The sequence below is a fragment of the Mesorhizobium sp. B263B2A genome, from assembly GCF_020165775.1.
GTDB lineage: Bacteria > Pseudomonadota > Alphaproteobacteria > Rhizobiales > Rhizobiaceae > Mesorhizobium > Mesorhizobium opportunistum.
Window position 1 is genome coordinate 69,268 of sequence record NZ_JAIUIU010000008.1, and the last position, 14,026, is coordinate 83,293.

19 protein-coding genes are annotated in these 14,026 nt (G+C 60.0%); 13 read left to right on the forward strand and 6 right to left on the reverse strand.

Annotated elements, in window-relative coordinates; translation table 11 throughout:
• Positions 1–48: 48 nt before the first annotated feature.
• From LB568_RS15260 to LB568_RS15280, 5 genes are all read left to right on the forward strand, one after another.
• Positions 49–321, forward strand: a complete 273-nt coding sequence (locus LB568_RS15260) for a hypothetical protein (protein ID WP_013897170.1) — start codon at positions 49–51, stop codon at positions 319–321.
• Positions 322–507: 186 nt separating this feature from the next.
• Entirely contained in the window at positions 508–747 is a 240-nt protein-coding gene (locus LB568_RS15265) for a hypothetical protein (protein ID WP_013897169.1), read from the forward strand.
• Between the two features lie 238 nt (positions 748–985).
• Positions 986–1,255: a DUF3606 domain-containing protein gene (locus tag LB568_RS15270; RefSeq protein ID WP_013897168.1), complete on the forward strand. Its 270-nt coding sequence runs from the start codon at positions 986–988 to the stop codon at positions 1,253–1,255.
• Positions 1,256–1,489: 234 nt separating this feature from the next.
• Positions 1,490–1,693, forward strand: coding sequence for a hypothetical protein (locus LB568_RS15275; protein ID WP_224730564.1), 204 nt, complete (start codon positions 1,490–1,492; stop codon positions 1,691–1,693).
• A 130-nt stretch (positions 1,694–1,823) separates the two neighbouring features.
• Positions 1,824–2,918, forward strand: coding sequence for an AI-2E family transporter (locus tag LB568_RS15280; protein ID WP_224730565.1), 1,095 nt, complete (start codon positions 1,824–1,826; stop codon positions 2,916–2,918).
• A gap of 280 nt (positions 2,919–3,198) precedes the next feature.
• Here the strand turns inward: LB568_RS15280 and LB568_RS15285 are convergent, their stop codons facing one another.
• Positions 3,199–3,696, reverse strand: coding sequence for a hypothetical protein (locus LB568_RS15285; protein WP_224730566.1), 498 nt, complete (start codon positions 3,694–3,696; stop codon positions 3,199–3,201).
• A gap of 424 nt (positions 3,697–4,120) precedes the next feature.
• Between LB568_RS15285 and LB568_RS15290 the strand changes: the two genes are divergently transcribed.
• On the forward strand, positions 4,121–4,483 hold the full coding sequence (locus LB568_RS15290; RefSeq protein WP_013897164.1) for a response regulator: 363 nt from the start codon (positions 4,121–4,123) through the stop codon (positions 4,481–4,483).
• A gap of 226 nt (positions 4,484–4,709) precedes the next feature.
• Positions 4,710–5,135, forward strand: coding sequence for a hypothetical protein (locus LB568_RS15295; protein ID WP_013897163.1), 426 nt, complete (start codon positions 4,710–4,712; stop codon positions 5,133–5,135).
• Between the two features lie 59 nt (positions 5,136–5,194).
• Here the strand turns inward: LB568_RS15295 and LB568_RS15300 are convergent, their stop codons facing one another.
• A complete protein-coding gene (locus tag LB568_RS15300) occupies positions 5,195–5,740 on the reverse strand; it encodes a response regulator (protein ID WP_224730567.1) in 546 nt (181 codons plus the stop codon).
• 433 nt (positions 5,741–6,173) lie between these two features.
• On the opposite strand from LB568_RS15300, the gene LB568_RS15305 reads away from it, so the two are divergent.
• Entirely contained in the window at positions 6,174–6,776 is a 603-nt protein-coding gene (locus LB568_RS15305; protein WP_224730568.1) for a diguanylate cyclase, read from the forward strand.
• Between the two features lie 188 nt (positions 6,777–6,964).
• Here LB568_RS15305 and LB568_RS15310 read toward each other — a convergent pair whose 3' ends face one another.
• The gene (locus LB568_RS15310) at positions 6,965–7,162 is read right to left on the reverse strand and encodes a DUF2934 domain-containing protein (RefSeq protein WP_013897160.1); all 198 of its coding nucleotides are present in this window, start codon (positions 7,160–7,162) and stop codon (positions 6,965–6,967) included.
• A gap of 164 nt (positions 7,163–7,326) precedes the next feature.
• On the opposite strand from LB568_RS15310, the gene LB568_RS15315 reads away from it, so the two are divergent.
• Positions 7,327–7,608, forward strand: coding sequence for a hypothetical protein (locus LB568_RS15315; protein ID WP_013897159.1), 282 nt, complete (start codon positions 7,327–7,329; stop codon positions 7,606–7,608).
• 248 nt (positions 7,609–7,856) lie between these two features.
• On the opposite strand, the gene LB568_RS15320 is transcribed toward LB568_RS15315, so the two are convergent.
• On the reverse strand, positions 7,857–9,560 hold the full coding sequence (locus tag LB568_RS15320) for a thiamine pyrophosphate-dependent enzyme (protein ID WP_318013278.1): 1,704 nt from the start codon (positions 9,558–9,560) through the stop codon (positions 7,857–7,859).
• On the opposite strand from LB568_RS15320, the gene LB568_RS33480 reads away from it, so the two are divergent.
• Positions 9,471–9,851, forward strand: coding sequence for a hypothetical protein (locus tag LB568_RS33480; RefSeq protein WP_246678138.1), 381 nt, complete (start codon positions 9,471–9,473; stop codon positions 9,849–9,851). The two genes, LB568_RS15320 and LB568_RS33480, sit on opposite strands and share 90 nt — an antisense overlap.
• 90 nt (positions 9,852–9,941) lie before the next feature.
• A complete protein-coding gene (locus LB568_RS15325) occupies positions 9,942–10,193 on the forward strand; it encodes a hypothetical protein (protein ID WP_041165141.1) in 252 nt (83 codons plus the stop codon).
• Positions 10,194–10,597: 404 nt separating this feature from the next.
• On the opposite strand, the gene LB568_RS15330 is transcribed toward LB568_RS15325, so the two are convergent.
• Complete coding sequence (locus tag LB568_RS15330; protein WP_140779971.1) at positions 10,598–11,179, reverse strand: hypothetical protein; 582 nt, start codon at positions 11,177–11,179, stop codon at positions 10,598–10,600.
• A gap of 21 nt (positions 11,180–11,200) precedes the next feature.
• Positions 11,201–11,929, reverse strand: coding sequence for a DUF4142 domain-containing protein (locus LB568_RS15335; RefSeq protein ID WP_224730569.1), 729 nt, complete (start codon positions 11,927–11,929; stop codon positions 11,201–11,203).
• A 378-nt stretch (positions 11,930–12,307) separates the two neighbouring features.
• On the opposite strand from LB568_RS15335, the gene LB568_RS15340 reads away from it, so the two are divergent.
• Complete coding sequence (locus LB568_RS15340) at positions 12,308–13,018, forward strand: DUF1236 domain-containing protein (RefSeq protein WP_224730570.1); 711 nt, start codon at positions 12,308–12,310, stop codon at positions 13,016–13,018.
• Positions 13,019–13,307: 289 nt separating this feature from the next.
• Positions 13,308–13,940 (forward strand): hypothetical protein, encoded by a 633-nt coding sequence (locus LB568_RS15345; RefSeq protein WP_224730571.1) that lies wholly within the window; start codon positions 13,308–13,310, stop codon positions 13,938–13,940.
• Positions 13,941–14,026 lie beyond the last annotated feature (86 nt).

Sequence of the window (14,026 nt, forward strand, 5' to 3'; positions counted from 1 at the left end):
TGCGTGCTGTTAGAGCCGCATCGGTTCCGCAGCGAGAAAGGGAAAGCCATGTCCGAGGCGAAGACGACCACCAACCACGATGAAATCCGCAAATGGGTAGAGGAGAGGGACGGCCGTCCCGCGGTGATCCGTACGAAGGGCGAGGGCGGCATATTGCGCATCGACTTCGGTGAGCCGGAGGAGGCATTTGAACCGGTCGAGTGGGAGGAGTTCTTCCGGATATTCGAGGAGAACGATCTTGCCTTCCTCCACCAGGACGAGCCCGGCAGCGGAGGAACCAGCCGCTTCAACAAGTTCGTCGAGCGCAGCCGGAAGGGTTGAGCTCGCGCCGGCATCGCTGCCATAGCTTTGCAAGCGTGTTGACGTTGCGGACCTCACGGCCGGTCGTCTGTCGCCCAAATTGGGCCGGGACATTCAAGCTTCGAGATATTGGCCAGAGGCGGCCGCCGTGGGATGGAACTATTTTGAGCATTCAGCCGTTCCGGGCGGAAAAGCGGAGTGGCCGCCATGGGACTGTTTTCCGATCTGAACAAAAAGCTGGCCGAGAACATCTATGCGCATGGCAATTACTTGAGCGACCCGGGAGCCGATCTGCCGCAGCGAGTCAACGAGACGGTAGATCTCCTTATGCCATTCATCCAGCCGGAGGCGCGCGAGGAGGTGAGGCTGCAAATCCTAGGCATCATCCACGAGCACATGTATGACGAGACCGAGATTGGATTGCGGGATCCAGCCGCCGGGGAGTGAGAATTCCTTCTCGTGACGATCGGTGACACTCGCTGGCGCGTGGCTGGCCTGATCCGGCGCAAGACCGCTGCACCTGCCTTGAATCGCTCGGCGTCCAACCTGCCACACAGCATTGGCGGCCGATTCTGGTGATCACCCGCGGACAGACGCCACCTAGCTGGGTCGTCAGGAATCCAAGGCAACGATTATCGCTGGATGGCGTTCGTTCATCGTCGACGCCCTTCGAGGAGGATTCAAGATGACCAAGAGCGCAGGTAAAATTCGAGATACGCTGGCGGTGGTTGAAGAACACGAGATCGAGCATTTCGCGCGCCAGAATGGGGTCACCACCGAACAGGTGAAGCGGCTCATCGCGCAACATGGTAGCGACCGGGTTGCCTTGACCCAGGCGGCGAAGGCGCTGAGGCAAGCCGGCAATCAGGACGCCAGCGGGGCCGACAAAGTGACAAGACAGGCACATAGGCAGGCCACGCCGATGCATCTTGGCAAGACGACCAGGCCTGGCTGAAACGCTGCCCAATTTGTGCGGTCAGCTACGGCATCGTCGAACTGACCCAAGCGCCAGCTAATATCCATGATTTTTCGTTCTCTTCCGTGACGGCGGCTTAAGATTCGCGGCGGACGGCGGCGGTTTGCCCGCCGGCGTCCCAGCCAGGCGCTGTTCGCGCAGCCGGGCCGTCTTCGCCTGGCGCGCCAGGCGTTCCGCTTCAAGCAGTTCGCGCGCCACAAGGGATGTGCGCTCATGTCTGTCCTTGTCGATTTTCCGTACGGCCACGGGTCGTTCCAAATCAATTTCGGTCGTTGGAGCCGTATCCAACTGACCCGGGAGCCGGTTGTTCCGAAGCCCACCGTTTCTTGGTTCCAACAGGGAACATCAGTGCCATTTGCCGGTTTTGTGAGCGGTGTGGTGATCCTGATCGTGCTCAAGAAACGATCGGAGTCGTAAACAGCCAAGGCCACGCACGAGCAGCAACAGCGGATCACGGAGGAACGCCTCAACACCGGACATGCGGGCAAAGATTTCAGCGCCGAACGGACGCACCGGGCTCGAACAATCGTCGCCGGCTCCTGCAGGCATGACTGACCCCGTCCGCGAACCGAGCGACAGCTCGCACGCAAGCCAGTCGTCGCGCCTGCGCCTTGTGACATTCTTCACAGGCGGGCTCTTCCTCCTGGCAATCCTTGCCGCCTCCTTTGCAGCGAGCGCCATAGTGCTTCCGCTCGTGCTTGCCGTCGTGCTCAAGTTGCTCCTGCAACCCGCTGTCAGCCTGCTGGAACGCTTTTTCGTGCCGAGGGCACTGGGAGCGATTTTGCCGATCGCCTTGGTGGTCGGGATATTGGTCGGTCTTGTGGCCGCCCTGTCCGAGCCCGCGGCGACGTGGGCTCAAAAACTGCCCCAGGGCGTGCCAAGATTGGAAGCGCATTTAATGGTGCTAAGCGGCCCGGTGAACAAGTTGCAAGGCGCGCTGGAAGTTGCCGAGGAAGTCGCAAACGCGCCTCCGCAGGGGCACACCATGGTAGCGGTACGCAGCGATCTCGGTCTTGCCGGGACATTGTTCGCCGGCACCAAGGCCGTTCTGGACGGACTGCTCACGACGGTCCTGGTCCTCTATTTTCTCCTGTTATCGGGTGACACGTTCCTTCGGCGCCTCGTCGAGATACTGCCGGATTTCGGCGACAAACGACAGGCCGTCGAGATTTTCCAACGGATCGAAAGTGACATATCCATTTATCTGCTGACGATAACACTCATGAACGCTCTTGTCGGATTGGCCACCGCAGCAGCCATGTATCTGTGCGGGATCGGAGACGTACTGTTGTGGGGCACGACTGCGTTTCTGCTTAATTTCGTTCCCTTTCTGGGTCCTCTCCTCGGGGTCGGTATTTTTCTGCTGGTGGGGTTGCTTGGGTTTGATAGTCTGTGGTGGGCGCTTCTTCCGCCGGGGCTGTATTTCCTGATTCATCTCATCGAAGGAGAGACGGTCACCCCCCTCCTTCTGGCGCGCCGCTTTACCTTGAATCCCGTTCTTGTCGTCCTGTCCCTGATATTCTGGTTTTGGATGTGGGGAGCGCCGGGGGCGCTTTTGGCGTTCCCGCTACTGGCTATGCTCAAGATCATTTCCGATCGGCTGTCGTCGCTGAGAGCCTTGGGCCATTTCCTGGAACGATGATGGTCAAGCAATACAGCCGAAGACACCAACTTGGTCCGGCGCATGTCGAGCGTGCAGCCAACCCGGTGGTGTAGGCGCGACATTTATACGTATGAAACTCTATCCCTTGTGGCCGCGCCAATCCTGATCCTTGGCTTCACGCAACACCCGCACGATCGCATCGACCGGTGATGGATCGGCCGCTGGTTGAATTTTCCGTGGCCACAGACGGCGAAGAAGCCTTCTTAAGTTTGGCATCGAAATAGCCTCCTTCCGCTATAAACTTGTGGTGCGCCGGCAACTATCGCAGCAGTGCGGCAAGCAGCAGCACGGCTGCCGCCAGGACCACGAACGCCGCAATCACCAGCACAGGTCCCGTCCTGGTCGGCTGAAGGTCGGGCGCGTTCTCTGGACGCCGCATTGCGTTGGCGAAGCTCGCCTGGTTGGTGAAATTTGGTTCATGCCGGACAGCGGGGCGGGCTGAATTCGCGGAACCCCCCGCCTCGGCGTCCGTCTCCTGCGGCGCGGCCGCTGGATCGAACCCGGGTGTCTTGTCTTGAGTTGTGCCTGCCTGGATTTCGCCCCGGTCCTCGGCAGGGGTCCGCTCGTCAGGTAAGGTCATCGGGCAACTCCTTCGCAACAAAACATCTGTCAGGCCTTGCTGTTCCAGATGGATATGCTGGAGGTGAAGAACAACGCGCCGTTCGGTAGCGCATTTTCGGTTATTCCGTCCGGTATTGCGGGTGACGATCGTGAGGGCAGCCGGAACAATTCCAATAGGTGCGCCTTTAATCTTCACTATTCCACGACGGCCGCAGGCTGCACAGCCAAAGAAAGGGCATGTGATGAATCCCTTACTCCCGCTGGATACATTGGCGGCACCTAGAGGCGACGGGCTGCACCCCAAGCTTGCCCGTCTGCTCAGATCACACCTTATTTTGGGTGCGCCTGGCGTGGTCGTGCTCGGCCAAGCCCAAGGTGACGGCCTGGTCCAGGCCGGCCCCCATCCGGTCGGCAATGTGGATGAAGCGTCGCAAAAGGGCGTGCTTCGCTTCCCCGAGCGGCCCTCAAGTTCCGGGCCCGGAAGAATTGAACAAGACGTCAGGCAATCTTCGCGGCCCCCACTCGCTCGTTGAGTCGGGAGCAGTCCTCCGCCTCCCTTCATGATGGAACCGGCCGGCCGGCGTTTTGTTAGGTCCGCAGGTGGACGCCGGGAGGCGAATATGAAGGCGCCATTGGCACTGATCGTAGAAGACGAATATCTGGTCGCTTCGGACGTTGCAGACGGACTGAAGCAAAATGGGTTCCGAGTAGCCTGTGTAGCCTCTGAGCATGCGGCCGAAACCTGGTTGGCCGACAACAGGCCGGATGTGGCCGTCATCGATATTCAGTTGCTGGACGGGCAGCGCGGTGTTGCCGCCAGCCGGCTTAAGGCACTGAATGTGCCTTTCATAGTGCATTCAGGCTATGATCCTGCGTTCCAGGCGCCTGTCTTTCACGATGCGCCATACCTGTCGAAGCCGGCTGCGATCCCGGATCTGGTCAAGCTCGCAAACCAGATCATCGAGAAACGCGCCGCACTGTAGGAGCCGATACTCCACCTTCTGGCGGCGGCGCAGCCCGATACACGAATTCCATCTTCCTCCGGAACATTGCTGACGACTGTCAGTTCGATATTGTGCAGGCGCCGTCGATTGGCACCTGCCCAAGATCGGTGGGCAATCCTGATCGGCCCGCGCCCCGGTCGCTTCGACGGGCCCTGCCGACTTGCCCGGTATGAACCGGTCGGACAACAATGGACGGGAGCCAATCATGAAACACCAAACGCTCGATCAATTGCACGCGATCGCGGATATCAATCCGCTCGTGCCGCTCGAGACAAAAGCTGAAAAGATAGAGAGGTGGGCAGAACTGCTCGACAAGAATCCGTTGCGCTGTCTCGCCGCGCTCACCGGCACCGAACATCTCTATCCAGCCATGCGAGAAGAGGCGCGGGCGCCAGGATCGCCACTCACAGTCGCCTTCGAGGATCCGCTGCTCAGGGCGTCGGGATTGCAGTCCGACACCTATGGGGAAGCCAGGCGCTTCTTTGAACTCTCCGATTGGGAATTGCACGAAATCGTCTGCAGCTGCCATGCCGGTGCAACCATGCAGGCCAGTTGGGCTGCTGGACGCGTCCGCCGGATCATCACCGGCAATCGGTTCCTTGCCTGGCTGAGAAGTCGCTTCATGCACTGACCGAACGGGGCTTTGGGCGGCGACTGTCGCGATAGTCGCCGGTAGTGCTCGGACGGACGTCAATGCAGCAAACTTGATCCGCTTGAACGGGCGATCTTGGCCATAATGCCAGTCAGCCAATCGGCGGTCGCCTGTCCCGTCGGCTTCGATTCGACCTCGTCGAGGGCCCTCTCCAGCGTGCGTTCGACCAGCCGGTCCGAAGCACTTACGTCGCCAAGCAGCAGCCGCGCCGCAAGCCTCAGCTTTGGCAGAAGGCCAAGAACATCGTCTGAACCGGTTCCCTTCGACTTGGCTCCTGATCGGGTAGATTGCGGAGCGAACAAAGCGTCGAACACGGCGGTCCTGGACGCTGATTTGGAAAGGCTGCTGGCGTGTCTCAGATGTTCCGGGATGGCTATGTCCTGATAACCGCTGAAGAACACGAACGGTACGTTGCGACGCATCAGTTCGTCTGCAATCGGGAACACCCGCCGACCCTTGAGGTCTATGTCCAGAATGGCGGCTTCGGCAGCCTGCGTGTGGCGTTCGGCTTGCTCTACCGTTGCTACGGGGCCGAGGATAACAGCACCCATGTCGCCGAAGAATTTTGCCAGATCGTCGGCCAACAGCCACTCGTCTTCGACGATCAGTAAGCGAACACCTGTCAAGTCTGGCACAGAGCGGTCCCTCGTTCAGTTCATAGCAGTCTTGGGGAATGTACGTGCCTTCGCGTTGCTACGCCCGATGCAGCCAGCCAAAGCCCGGCCTGCACAGAGTTTCCGTTACTCCTATTCCCGAAAGAGAGACTGCTACTGCAAATCTTTTACCAGTGGGTTTACCGTGGGGAGCGTCTCGCAGAACCATGCCATCGGAAAATTGTTTGTAGAACGTGGTGAGGGAGAAGTCGTTCCAAAGCCGGTTGCGTTTGGACATCAGGATTGTGCCGTTCGGAACCATTAGTCCGGCGCGCAGTTCGGACCCGCAGGACGTTGGGTACAAATGCAGCTCGCGTGAGAATCCCATGAAAACCACAACGGTTCGGTGCCGGAGAGCGTTGCAATGCTGAACGATCCGATGGTGCTGGTTCTGATGTACTTCGTACTGCCTGTCTGGCTGGTCGCCGGATTTGCCGACTGGCTCTGCCATCGTGCCACGCACATCGAATCGACGACCGGAGCAAAGGAATCGCTGATCCATCTGCTGATGTTCGCCGAAGTCGGCATTCCTTTGCTCGCGGCGATGTTCCTGGAGGTTAACGCCTTGGTCATTTCCGTGATGATGATCGTTTTTCTCATCCACGAGGCGACCGCCATATGGGACGTGCGCTATGCGACCACCGCGCGTACCGTGAGCCCGATCGAACAGCACGTCCACAGTTTCCTTGAAATGATTCCGCTGATGGGGCTTGTCAGCGTGGTTTCATTGCACTGGGGCCAGTTCCTGGCACTGTTCGGATTTGGGCCTGAGAGTGCTCGCTTTGGCCTCGCCTGGAAGGAGCAGCAGCTGCCTGTCGGGTACGTTGCAACTGTGATGGGCGTGATCCTGCTGTTCGAGCTGCTGCCTTATGTAGAGGAGTTTTTCAGGGGCTTGCGAGCCAATTCCGGCCGGCTGGTTCCTCCTAAGGCCCGGCGAAACAAAGGAGGTGAGACGGCCACGCGGTGAGTGAGCCGTTGCGCGTTGAGGCCTGTCTCAGCCGCTCTGATCGATCGCGTGAGGCGCAGGCTGCTGACCGAGCGGGCGCCTCGAGTCTCGACCCGCCCAAACCCAGACGGCGATCAATAGAAGGACGATTACTGCGATTGCAATCCATGCAAAGGTTCGCGACATCGGAAGTCCTTCCGCTGAGGCTCCTAGCCACCCGACTTGTTTGTGTCTGGATCCGAGGCGGTGCCGACTGCCGGCGCGACTAGACCCCGTTCGGCCTGCGAGCCTTCAGATTCGATCACCTGGACTGCCTGATCCCAGTGCTCCTGTTCCCGCCCTTCCGGCCGCCGCTCCCGCTCCCGGATTTCGTGGGCGCTGCGTCTGATGCGTTCTTCCCTGTCCATGGCTGCTGCCTCTTCGCGCGGAGCCGACACCTACACGCGCCCAATCGGCAGTCCGGTGATTTGTTCCATTGAGTCTGGACCGGTCGGCCTTGTCGCGCCTTGGGGAACGCTCTTCCGACTCTCCGGTTATCCAACAGGCCAACGAGAGAAACGAGAGATAAGCCATGAGCGAAGAAAAGAACCGCCGCGAGACCGGCGCCAGGAAATATCCGGCCAACACCGGCCCGGATCCCTCGGACCAGTTCTCACAAGCCGCAGCGAACAACGAGAAGCCTCACGGTCGATTTGGGCTCACCCGAAAACAAGGTGAGGTGGAAGACAAGACGCACCAATCCGAGGGTCAGAATCCCCCGGGGCGAGCGACACTCTGCCCTGACACGGAGGAAAACTCCGGAGCCGGCAACCCGATTGAGCGCTCCAGGGACGCGAAGGCGCCCAAAGAGTGATCGCGAATCGGACGCCTGCGTGAAGGATCGGGACGCTGAACGCAGGCCCTGCGAAACGTAGCTCCATCATCCGGCGCGCTGCCGCCATGAGTGTTGCAGTTATGAAGGAGGTCTGCCGCAGATGCACCTGAACGGCTACGAAGACGGCGGCCAGAGCAACTACCTGAGCATTACTTGCTCGTCCGCACCTTCTGCCGTGGATTGATCCCGCCGGCCCCGGACGGCGGAACAGCGGGCCTGCGGCCGCGTCATCCCTCGGCGTCCATCATGGTCTTGGCCGGCTCGCGCGCGACGTTCTGCGCGATCCGCTCGTGCCCCGGAGTCTGGGGCAGCGCGTTGCGGAAATTCTTGGCATAATCTGATGGCATCTTCGGCGGCATCATCGGCTCATAGGCATCGACAAGCGCCTCGATGACGACCGCCCCATCGGCGGCAAAGGCTTCGTCGAGAACACGCTCCACCTCGTCGGCCCGCTCGATGCTGAAGCCTTTGCCGCCCATAGCCTCGGCGGCCTTGGCAAAATCGATCGGCTGCAGTTCGCAGCCGAATTGCGGATTGCCGAGGAACATCATCTGCTCCCAGGCGATCTGGTTCAGCATGTTGTTCTTGACGACCAGCAGCTTCAGCGGAATGCCATAACGCACGGCCGTCGAGAACTCGCCGAGTTGCATGGCAAACCCGCCATCACCGACAATCGCCGCGATCGGCCGGCCGGGAAACGCAATGCCGGCGGCGATCGCGTAGCTCAGTCCGCAGGCCATCGAAGCCAGCGCGCCTGAAACGCCGAAGGCCTGGCCCCGGCGGAGGTCGACATGGCGCGCCGCCATTTCGGTGTTTTGACCGGAGTCGGTGGCCAATATGGCATTATCGGCCAGGCGTTCGCCAAACGCCCGGGCAACGAGTTGCGGTTTGAGTGGATGGGCATGGCCGTCTTCCGATTGGCGCATCATCTCTCGCCATTCCCGCATCGAGGTCTGCGCCGCGGCGAGGAATGCGTGGTCGGCCTTCCTTTTGAGGCGACGATTGAGCGCCCGAAGCGTCTCCGCCGCCTCGCCGACGAGACCCGCCTCGACGGGGAAGCGCAAGCCGATGCGCTGCGCGTCGCAATCTATCTGAACGCCGCGCGCCTGCCCCGGCTTTGGGTAGTATTCGATGTAGGGGAAGGTCGAGCCGACGATCAGGACGGCGTCGCAAGTTTCCATCGCTTCCTGCGACGGCAGGGTCCCCAGGATGCCAATGCCACCGGTGGTGTAGGGATGGTCGTCCGGAAGCACCGCCTTGCCGAGCAGCGCCTTGATAATTGGAGCTTCAAGCAACTCCGCGGTTTGCTCGAGCTCGGCCGAGGCACCGATCGCGCCGCGCCCCGCCAGGATCGCCACGCGCTTGGCGCCGTTCAGGATGGCGGCCGCCTTGTCCAACTCCTCATCCTCGGCAACGCAGTGAGGGACGAACATGTCCTGCGGCGTATGCGCGGGACGGTTGCGCTTGGAGCGCTCGGCCGCGTCGGAAGGCTGCTCCTGGATATCGCTGGCTATCGAAAGATGGGCGACGCCCTTGCGGGCCAGCGCGGTGCGGCAGGCAAGGCTTGCCACGTTCTCCATATGCGCCGCGTCCGAGACCTGCACGTTGTAGACCGCGACGTCGTTGAACACGCGGGTCAAATCGACATCCTGCTGGGTGAACGTCTCGATCAGATCGTGGAACTGCATTCCGGTAATCGCGAGCACCGGAGCCTGATCGAGCTTGGCGTCGTAGAGCCCCGTCAGAAGGTGGGCGCCGCCAGGCCCTGATGTCGCGAGGCACACGCCGAGCCTTCCCGTCCATTTGGCATAGGCGCAGGCCATGAATGCGGCGGACTCCTCATGACGCACCTGGATAAAGGAAATTTTGTCCTGGTTTTTCCGCAAAGCCTCCATGATGCCGTTGATGCCGTCGCCGGGCAGACCGAACACGACCTCAACGTTCCAGGCAATCAAAGTATCGATGAGAATTTCCGCTGCATTTGGCATGATGAGGCTCCACTGAATGCCTTCCGAACCGGCAGCGCCGCGGTTGGTTCCTTCAAATGGCAAAGAGTCCGAACTGGGGAACAAAGCCGCCTTCATCAAGGTTGGGCGGAAGTAGAGATCGGAGTGGAATCCATGGAGGTTTCCTTTTGCGATACATCGCTTCTGCGGATCGCCTATCTGAGCGGCGGTCCGGAGGATGGCCCTCCGGTACTGTTTCTCGGGATTCTCGTTTGATCGAGGGAACGCAAGCTCAGGAACAAGAAAGCCCAGGCCTGGTTACTCTCTCAAGGCATGGTGAGCGAGTCGGCAATCAAGGAGGCCGATGTGAGCGACGCACTGAAAACCACAAACCATGAGGTTATCCGGGCATGGATCGAGGCGCGGGAAGGGCGGCCGGCCGTTGCTAAGGGCGCCATCTTGCGCGTGGATTTCGGCGAAGCGGACGAGGAACTGCAGCCCATCGAATGGGAAGAGTTCTTCAGGATAATGGACACCAATAATTTGGCGTTCCTGCATCAGGACATGACGGCCGATGGCGCCACCAGCCGCTTCAACAAATTCGTCGATCGCGACTAATGCATGTCGCGCAAAAGTGACCTCGGTTTTGCGACAACGACATGCATCAAGCAAACGACCCAAAGCGCGTCGCATGAATCCGTTCCGACGCGACGCGCTTTAGGTGAACCAAGGCGCCCCCGAGAGGCCTCGATCACTGATTGCCCGGCATCTTGTTGCTGTCTTGCGGATTCTCTTTTATGCCGGCCGCCGGAGATGTGTCCTGGGGCGCGTTTCCGCCCTAGTTCTGCTCCGGCGTCCGCTTCACCGGCGCCGTCGGCCAGCCTTTTTCGACGTAGACGGACACCCAGTAGCAAGCCAACAGAACAACCACAGTCAGTATCAGCGGCAACAGCACTCGTCTCGCCGGCTTCCTCATTCGCTGCGCTGGCGGTCGATCCTTCGCGATTGAGGCGATGCGATAGTCATCGATCTCGGCGCACGGTACCGCGATCGATGTCCTCGGCTCGGGAAACCGCGGGATCGAATCCGGTCCAACCGCCTGCTTCGTATTCGTTCCGCCGCTCGGCGACGTTCACTGATCTGGAATCGCGAAGGATCCCTTCGACTTGCGGAGCAAGATCGTCATCGACGCGAGCGGTGACCAGCGTGCCGCCGCGGCGAACCCCTTCCGCATAGACATTGGCGTCGTTCTCCGACACGCCGCCGTCCGTCAAGGCGCCGATGATGCCGCCGGCGGCCCCGCCCACCACTGCGCCGGCGGCCGCGCCCGCGGCGGTCGCCGCCAGCCAACCAGCCGCCACGACCGGGCCGACACCGGGTATCGCCATGGCGCCGAGACCAGTCGCCAAGCCTCCCGCGCCACCCACCACAGCACCTATCCCGGCGCCGCTGGCTGCGTCCTCGGCAGCAGGAGAGGGATGCCGGCCATCAGCATTGTTGGCGATGACGCTGAGGTCGGATGGTGGCACGCCCATGGCCTCCAACTCGCCCACGGCATCGGCGGCATCGTCGTAATCGTCGAATAACGCGGCAATGGTTTGCATCTTGATGACTCCTATTGGTGATCACTGTTCGTCGGCAAAGACATTGCCTTGATAGTCGAGTGCGACGGAGGTGCTCTTTCCGTCTTTCTTCGCCTGGCCGCGCCAGATGCCCTGGCTGTCCTTGGCGAGTGAAGAGACATCCGTGTAGCCGGCGTCCTCAATGTGGTTTTTTGCCTGGGTTTCAGTGAAGCTGTTGGCGCCAGGAACGGGGGCAGGCGGTTTAGGCGTGGAAGCCGACTTGATCGCCGGCATGCCTGCGTTGGCCGCTGCGATTTTCTCGATCATATCCTGATGCATCTTCAGTGTCGGCAAAGTCTCCGCTGCGAATGCCTTCAAACTGGGATTGTCGCCGTCCTTTGCGTATGATTGGAAGAGGTCCACCGCATCGGCGTGCGCGCCGCGCTGCATCTCGACGTAAGGCTGGTCAAATCCCTTCGTGGTGTTCTGCAGCTTTTCCAGATCGCTCTTATGCGGGGCGTCGGGTTGAGCGGGCGCCTCCAGCTTCTGCTCGCCGGCGATCTTTTTAAGCTTCTCATTCGCCGCGCCGTGGTCGGCAATCATCTTCTCGGCAAAATTCTTGACCTGCTGGTCCTTGGCTCTGTCCTGCGCGATCCTGCTTGAATCCACCTCGAACATCCCGCCGATGGCTGCCTTGTTGACAAAGGTCTGCGCGTTGTCGGCGGCAACCGCCGGAAAGGCGAGCGGCGCCGCGGCGATGCCTAGCACCCCAAGAAGTATCCGGATGTTCATGGCTTCAAGCTCCTTTGCTCGATGGATTGAAGCCGAACAACCGTCTCACGGCTTTGTTCCAATCGCAGCCGTTTGGGCTTGAGGATGGCGTGCTTTCACCCCCCAAAGCGCGACGCGCCGCAAATCGTTTTCAAAGGGACGGCGCTGCGTGTACAGGAGCATTGTTCGATTGGCTCTCGCCGATCCCGCCGAACATCTTGGCATTGATCAGCGACGGACCCGTCGCCGGCCACGGCGATGTCTCGTTCAAGAGCATGTTTCCGACCTAATCTCGCTCGGAACAGTTCCTTTTAGCTGAGGTTTTAGCTGGCGAAGGGGACTCACGTTAGTCCAGGAGATGACCGATGAAACGCGTCCTGATCACCAGCATGCTGGCGCTTGGCGTTAGTTGTGGAGCGGCGATCGCTCAGTCACAGCAGCCCGCCGATAACCAATCCGGCGCAAGCGCCAACTGCACAGCCGGTACCGCTAATTGCCAAAAAGGGTTCGAAGGGCGAGCAAACCCAAGGCAACACCGGCGCCAGCACCGAGCAACAAACCCAGGGCAGCACCAAGGCCCAAACCAACGAGCAGGCCCAAGGCAAAGCCGGGACTGCCACTGAGCAGCAGGCTCAGGGAAAGACTGACACCAACTGTTCGGCTGGAATGAAGAACTGTAAGCAGGGTTCAAATACTGGCGAGCAGGCCCAAGGCAAGACCGGCACGACAACCAATCAGGCCCAGGGCAATAGCCAGACACAAACCAATGAGCAGGCTCAGGGCAAGACTGGCACGACAACCAACCAGGCCCAGGGCTCCAACGCGCAGGATCAAGGCAAGACCGCTTCGATCAACAACGTCACTGTTGAACAGAAAACCCAAATCACCAATGTGATCAAGGAAACGAAGGTTGAGCCGGTTTCCAACGTCGATTTCGACATCTCAGTCGGTGTGGAGGTTCCTCGGCAAAAGATCCACCTGCACCGTCTGCCGTCAAAGATCGTCAAGATCGTCCCGGCCTATGAAGGCTACGAATATTTCGTGCTCGCCGACGGCCGGATCGTCATCGTCGATCCCAATACCTATAAAATCGTCTTGGTTCTCACCTAGGCTGACTACGGAGGCCTGCCATGCAAGGGGATGGTAGGCCTATATTTCTTTGTCATCCAAGCACGGGCCAAACGTGCGTCGCTTTGGCGGCCGCCTATCGCCTCCTCGTTGCAGCCTGCGAAACTCTTAGTTGCAGCATAGCCGCGAATCGTTGCCGCCAGCTGTAACCCTGGGCATCTGCCGACCTTGCGCCGCACCAATTCAGCAAGTCGGCAGCGGAGCGGCCGAGCCGCTGCATGGAACAAATCTGGCGACGTTCTATTCGACATCAGAATGCACGAGGCAACGGATGTACGAATGGTTGGCGAACAAGGCGACCTTGATCTCGGCTTTTGCCAGTATAGGCATGCTGGCGATTTGGTCCGTTTATCTGCACATCTTCTGGCGAAGCCACCAGCGTCGAAGAACGCCGAAGCTCTTGATCAATTGGGGCGAAGGACGGGAGCTGTCGGCGCGGTGCTTCGTCACCAACATGAGCGAAGGAGCAGTTTTCATTCAAAGCGTCATCGCCGATCTGGAAACGCCGTCCGGCCATCATCGTATATTCATCTCCGATGCCGAAGATCTCAGGAATTCCAAGACGCCGTCTGGCTGGACGCACATGACGCGCCAAGGCCCGGTTGGTCCTGGAAAACTCGTCGACATGGGAAGCTTCGAAGGCATTCTGGAATACGCTCTGCATGAAAAGACGGGCGAGAAGATCCTCGGAGAATCGAGTTTAAGCCGCGGCATTCATCAGTTCGAAATTACGATCATTGGAATGTACGGTTCGGAAGATATTCTGATTGGAGCCTCACGCCGGTTTGAGATAGTCCACGCCCGCGGCAAGGCATGCTTGCGTTCTGCGACGGTCGAAACACGCCAAATAGTCTCGGCGCGGGAGCGTAAACGGCTGGCCAAGGAACTTGCGAAGCAACTGTGACGTGGCGCGAATGGAAAGTCCCGCCGGCATCGCATCGTGTTGATTCCAACACCTGACCTGGGCCACTGATGACCCGATGCAGTTCT

Excerpts from the sequence above, each read along its gene's own strand:
- LB568_RS15260 (WP_013897170.1), top strand. The coding sequence starts at position 49 with ATGTCCGAGGCGAAGACGACCACCAACCACGATGAAATCCGCAAATGG.
- LB568_RS15265 (WP_013897169.1), top strand. The coding sequence starts at position 508 with ATGGGACTGTTTTCCGATCTGAACAAAAAGCTGGCCGAGAACATCTAT.
- LB568_RS15270 (WP_013897168.1), top strand. The coding sequence starts at position 986 with ATGACCAAGAGCGCAGGTAAAATTCGAGATACGCTGGCGGTGGTTGAA.
- LB568_RS15275 (WP_224730564.1), top strand. The coding sequence starts at position 1,490 with ATGTCTGTCCTTGTCGATTTTCCGTACGGCCACGGGTCGTTCCAAATC.
- LB568_RS15280 (WP_224730565.1), top strand. The coding sequence starts at position 1,824 with ATGACTGACCCCGTCCGCGAACCGAGCGACAGCTCGCACGCAAGCCAG.
- LB568_RS15290 (WP_013897164.1), top strand. The coding sequence starts at position 4,121 with ATGAAGGCGCCATTGGCACTGATCGTAGAAGACGAATATCTGGTCGCT.
- LB568_RS15295 (WP_013897163.1), top strand. The coding sequence starts at position 4,710 with ATGAAACACCAAACGCTCGATCAATTGCACGCGATCGCGGATATCAAT.
- LB568_RS15305 (WP_224730568.1), top strand. The coding sequence starts at position 6,174 with ATGCTGAACGATCCGATGGTGCTGGTTCTGATGTACTTCGTACTGCCT.
- LB568_RS15310 (WP_013897160.1), bottom strand. The coding sequence starts at position 7,162 with ATGGACAGGGAAGAACGCATCAGACGCAGCGCCCACGAAATCCGGGAG.
- LB568_RS15315 (WP_013897159.1), top strand. The coding sequence starts at position 7,327 with ATGAGCGAAGAAAAGAACCGCCGCGAGACCGGCGCCAGGAAATATCCG.
- LB568_RS33480 (WP_246678138.1), top strand. The coding sequence starts at position 9,471 with ATGACGCACCTGGATAAAGGAAATTTTGTCCTGGTTTTTCCGCAAAGC.
- LB568_RS15330 (WP_140779971.1), bottom strand. The coding sequence starts at position 11,179 with ATGCAAACCATTGCCGCGTTATTCGACGATTACGACGATGCCGCCGAT.
- LB568_RS15335 (WP_224730569.1), bottom strand. The coding sequence starts at position 11,929 with ATGAACATCCGGATACTTCTTGGGGTGCTAGGCATCGCCGCGGCGCCG.
- LB568_RS15345 (WP_224730571.1), top strand. The coding sequence starts at position 13,308 with ATGTACGAATGGTTGGCGAACAAGGCGACCTTGATCTCGGCTTTTGCC.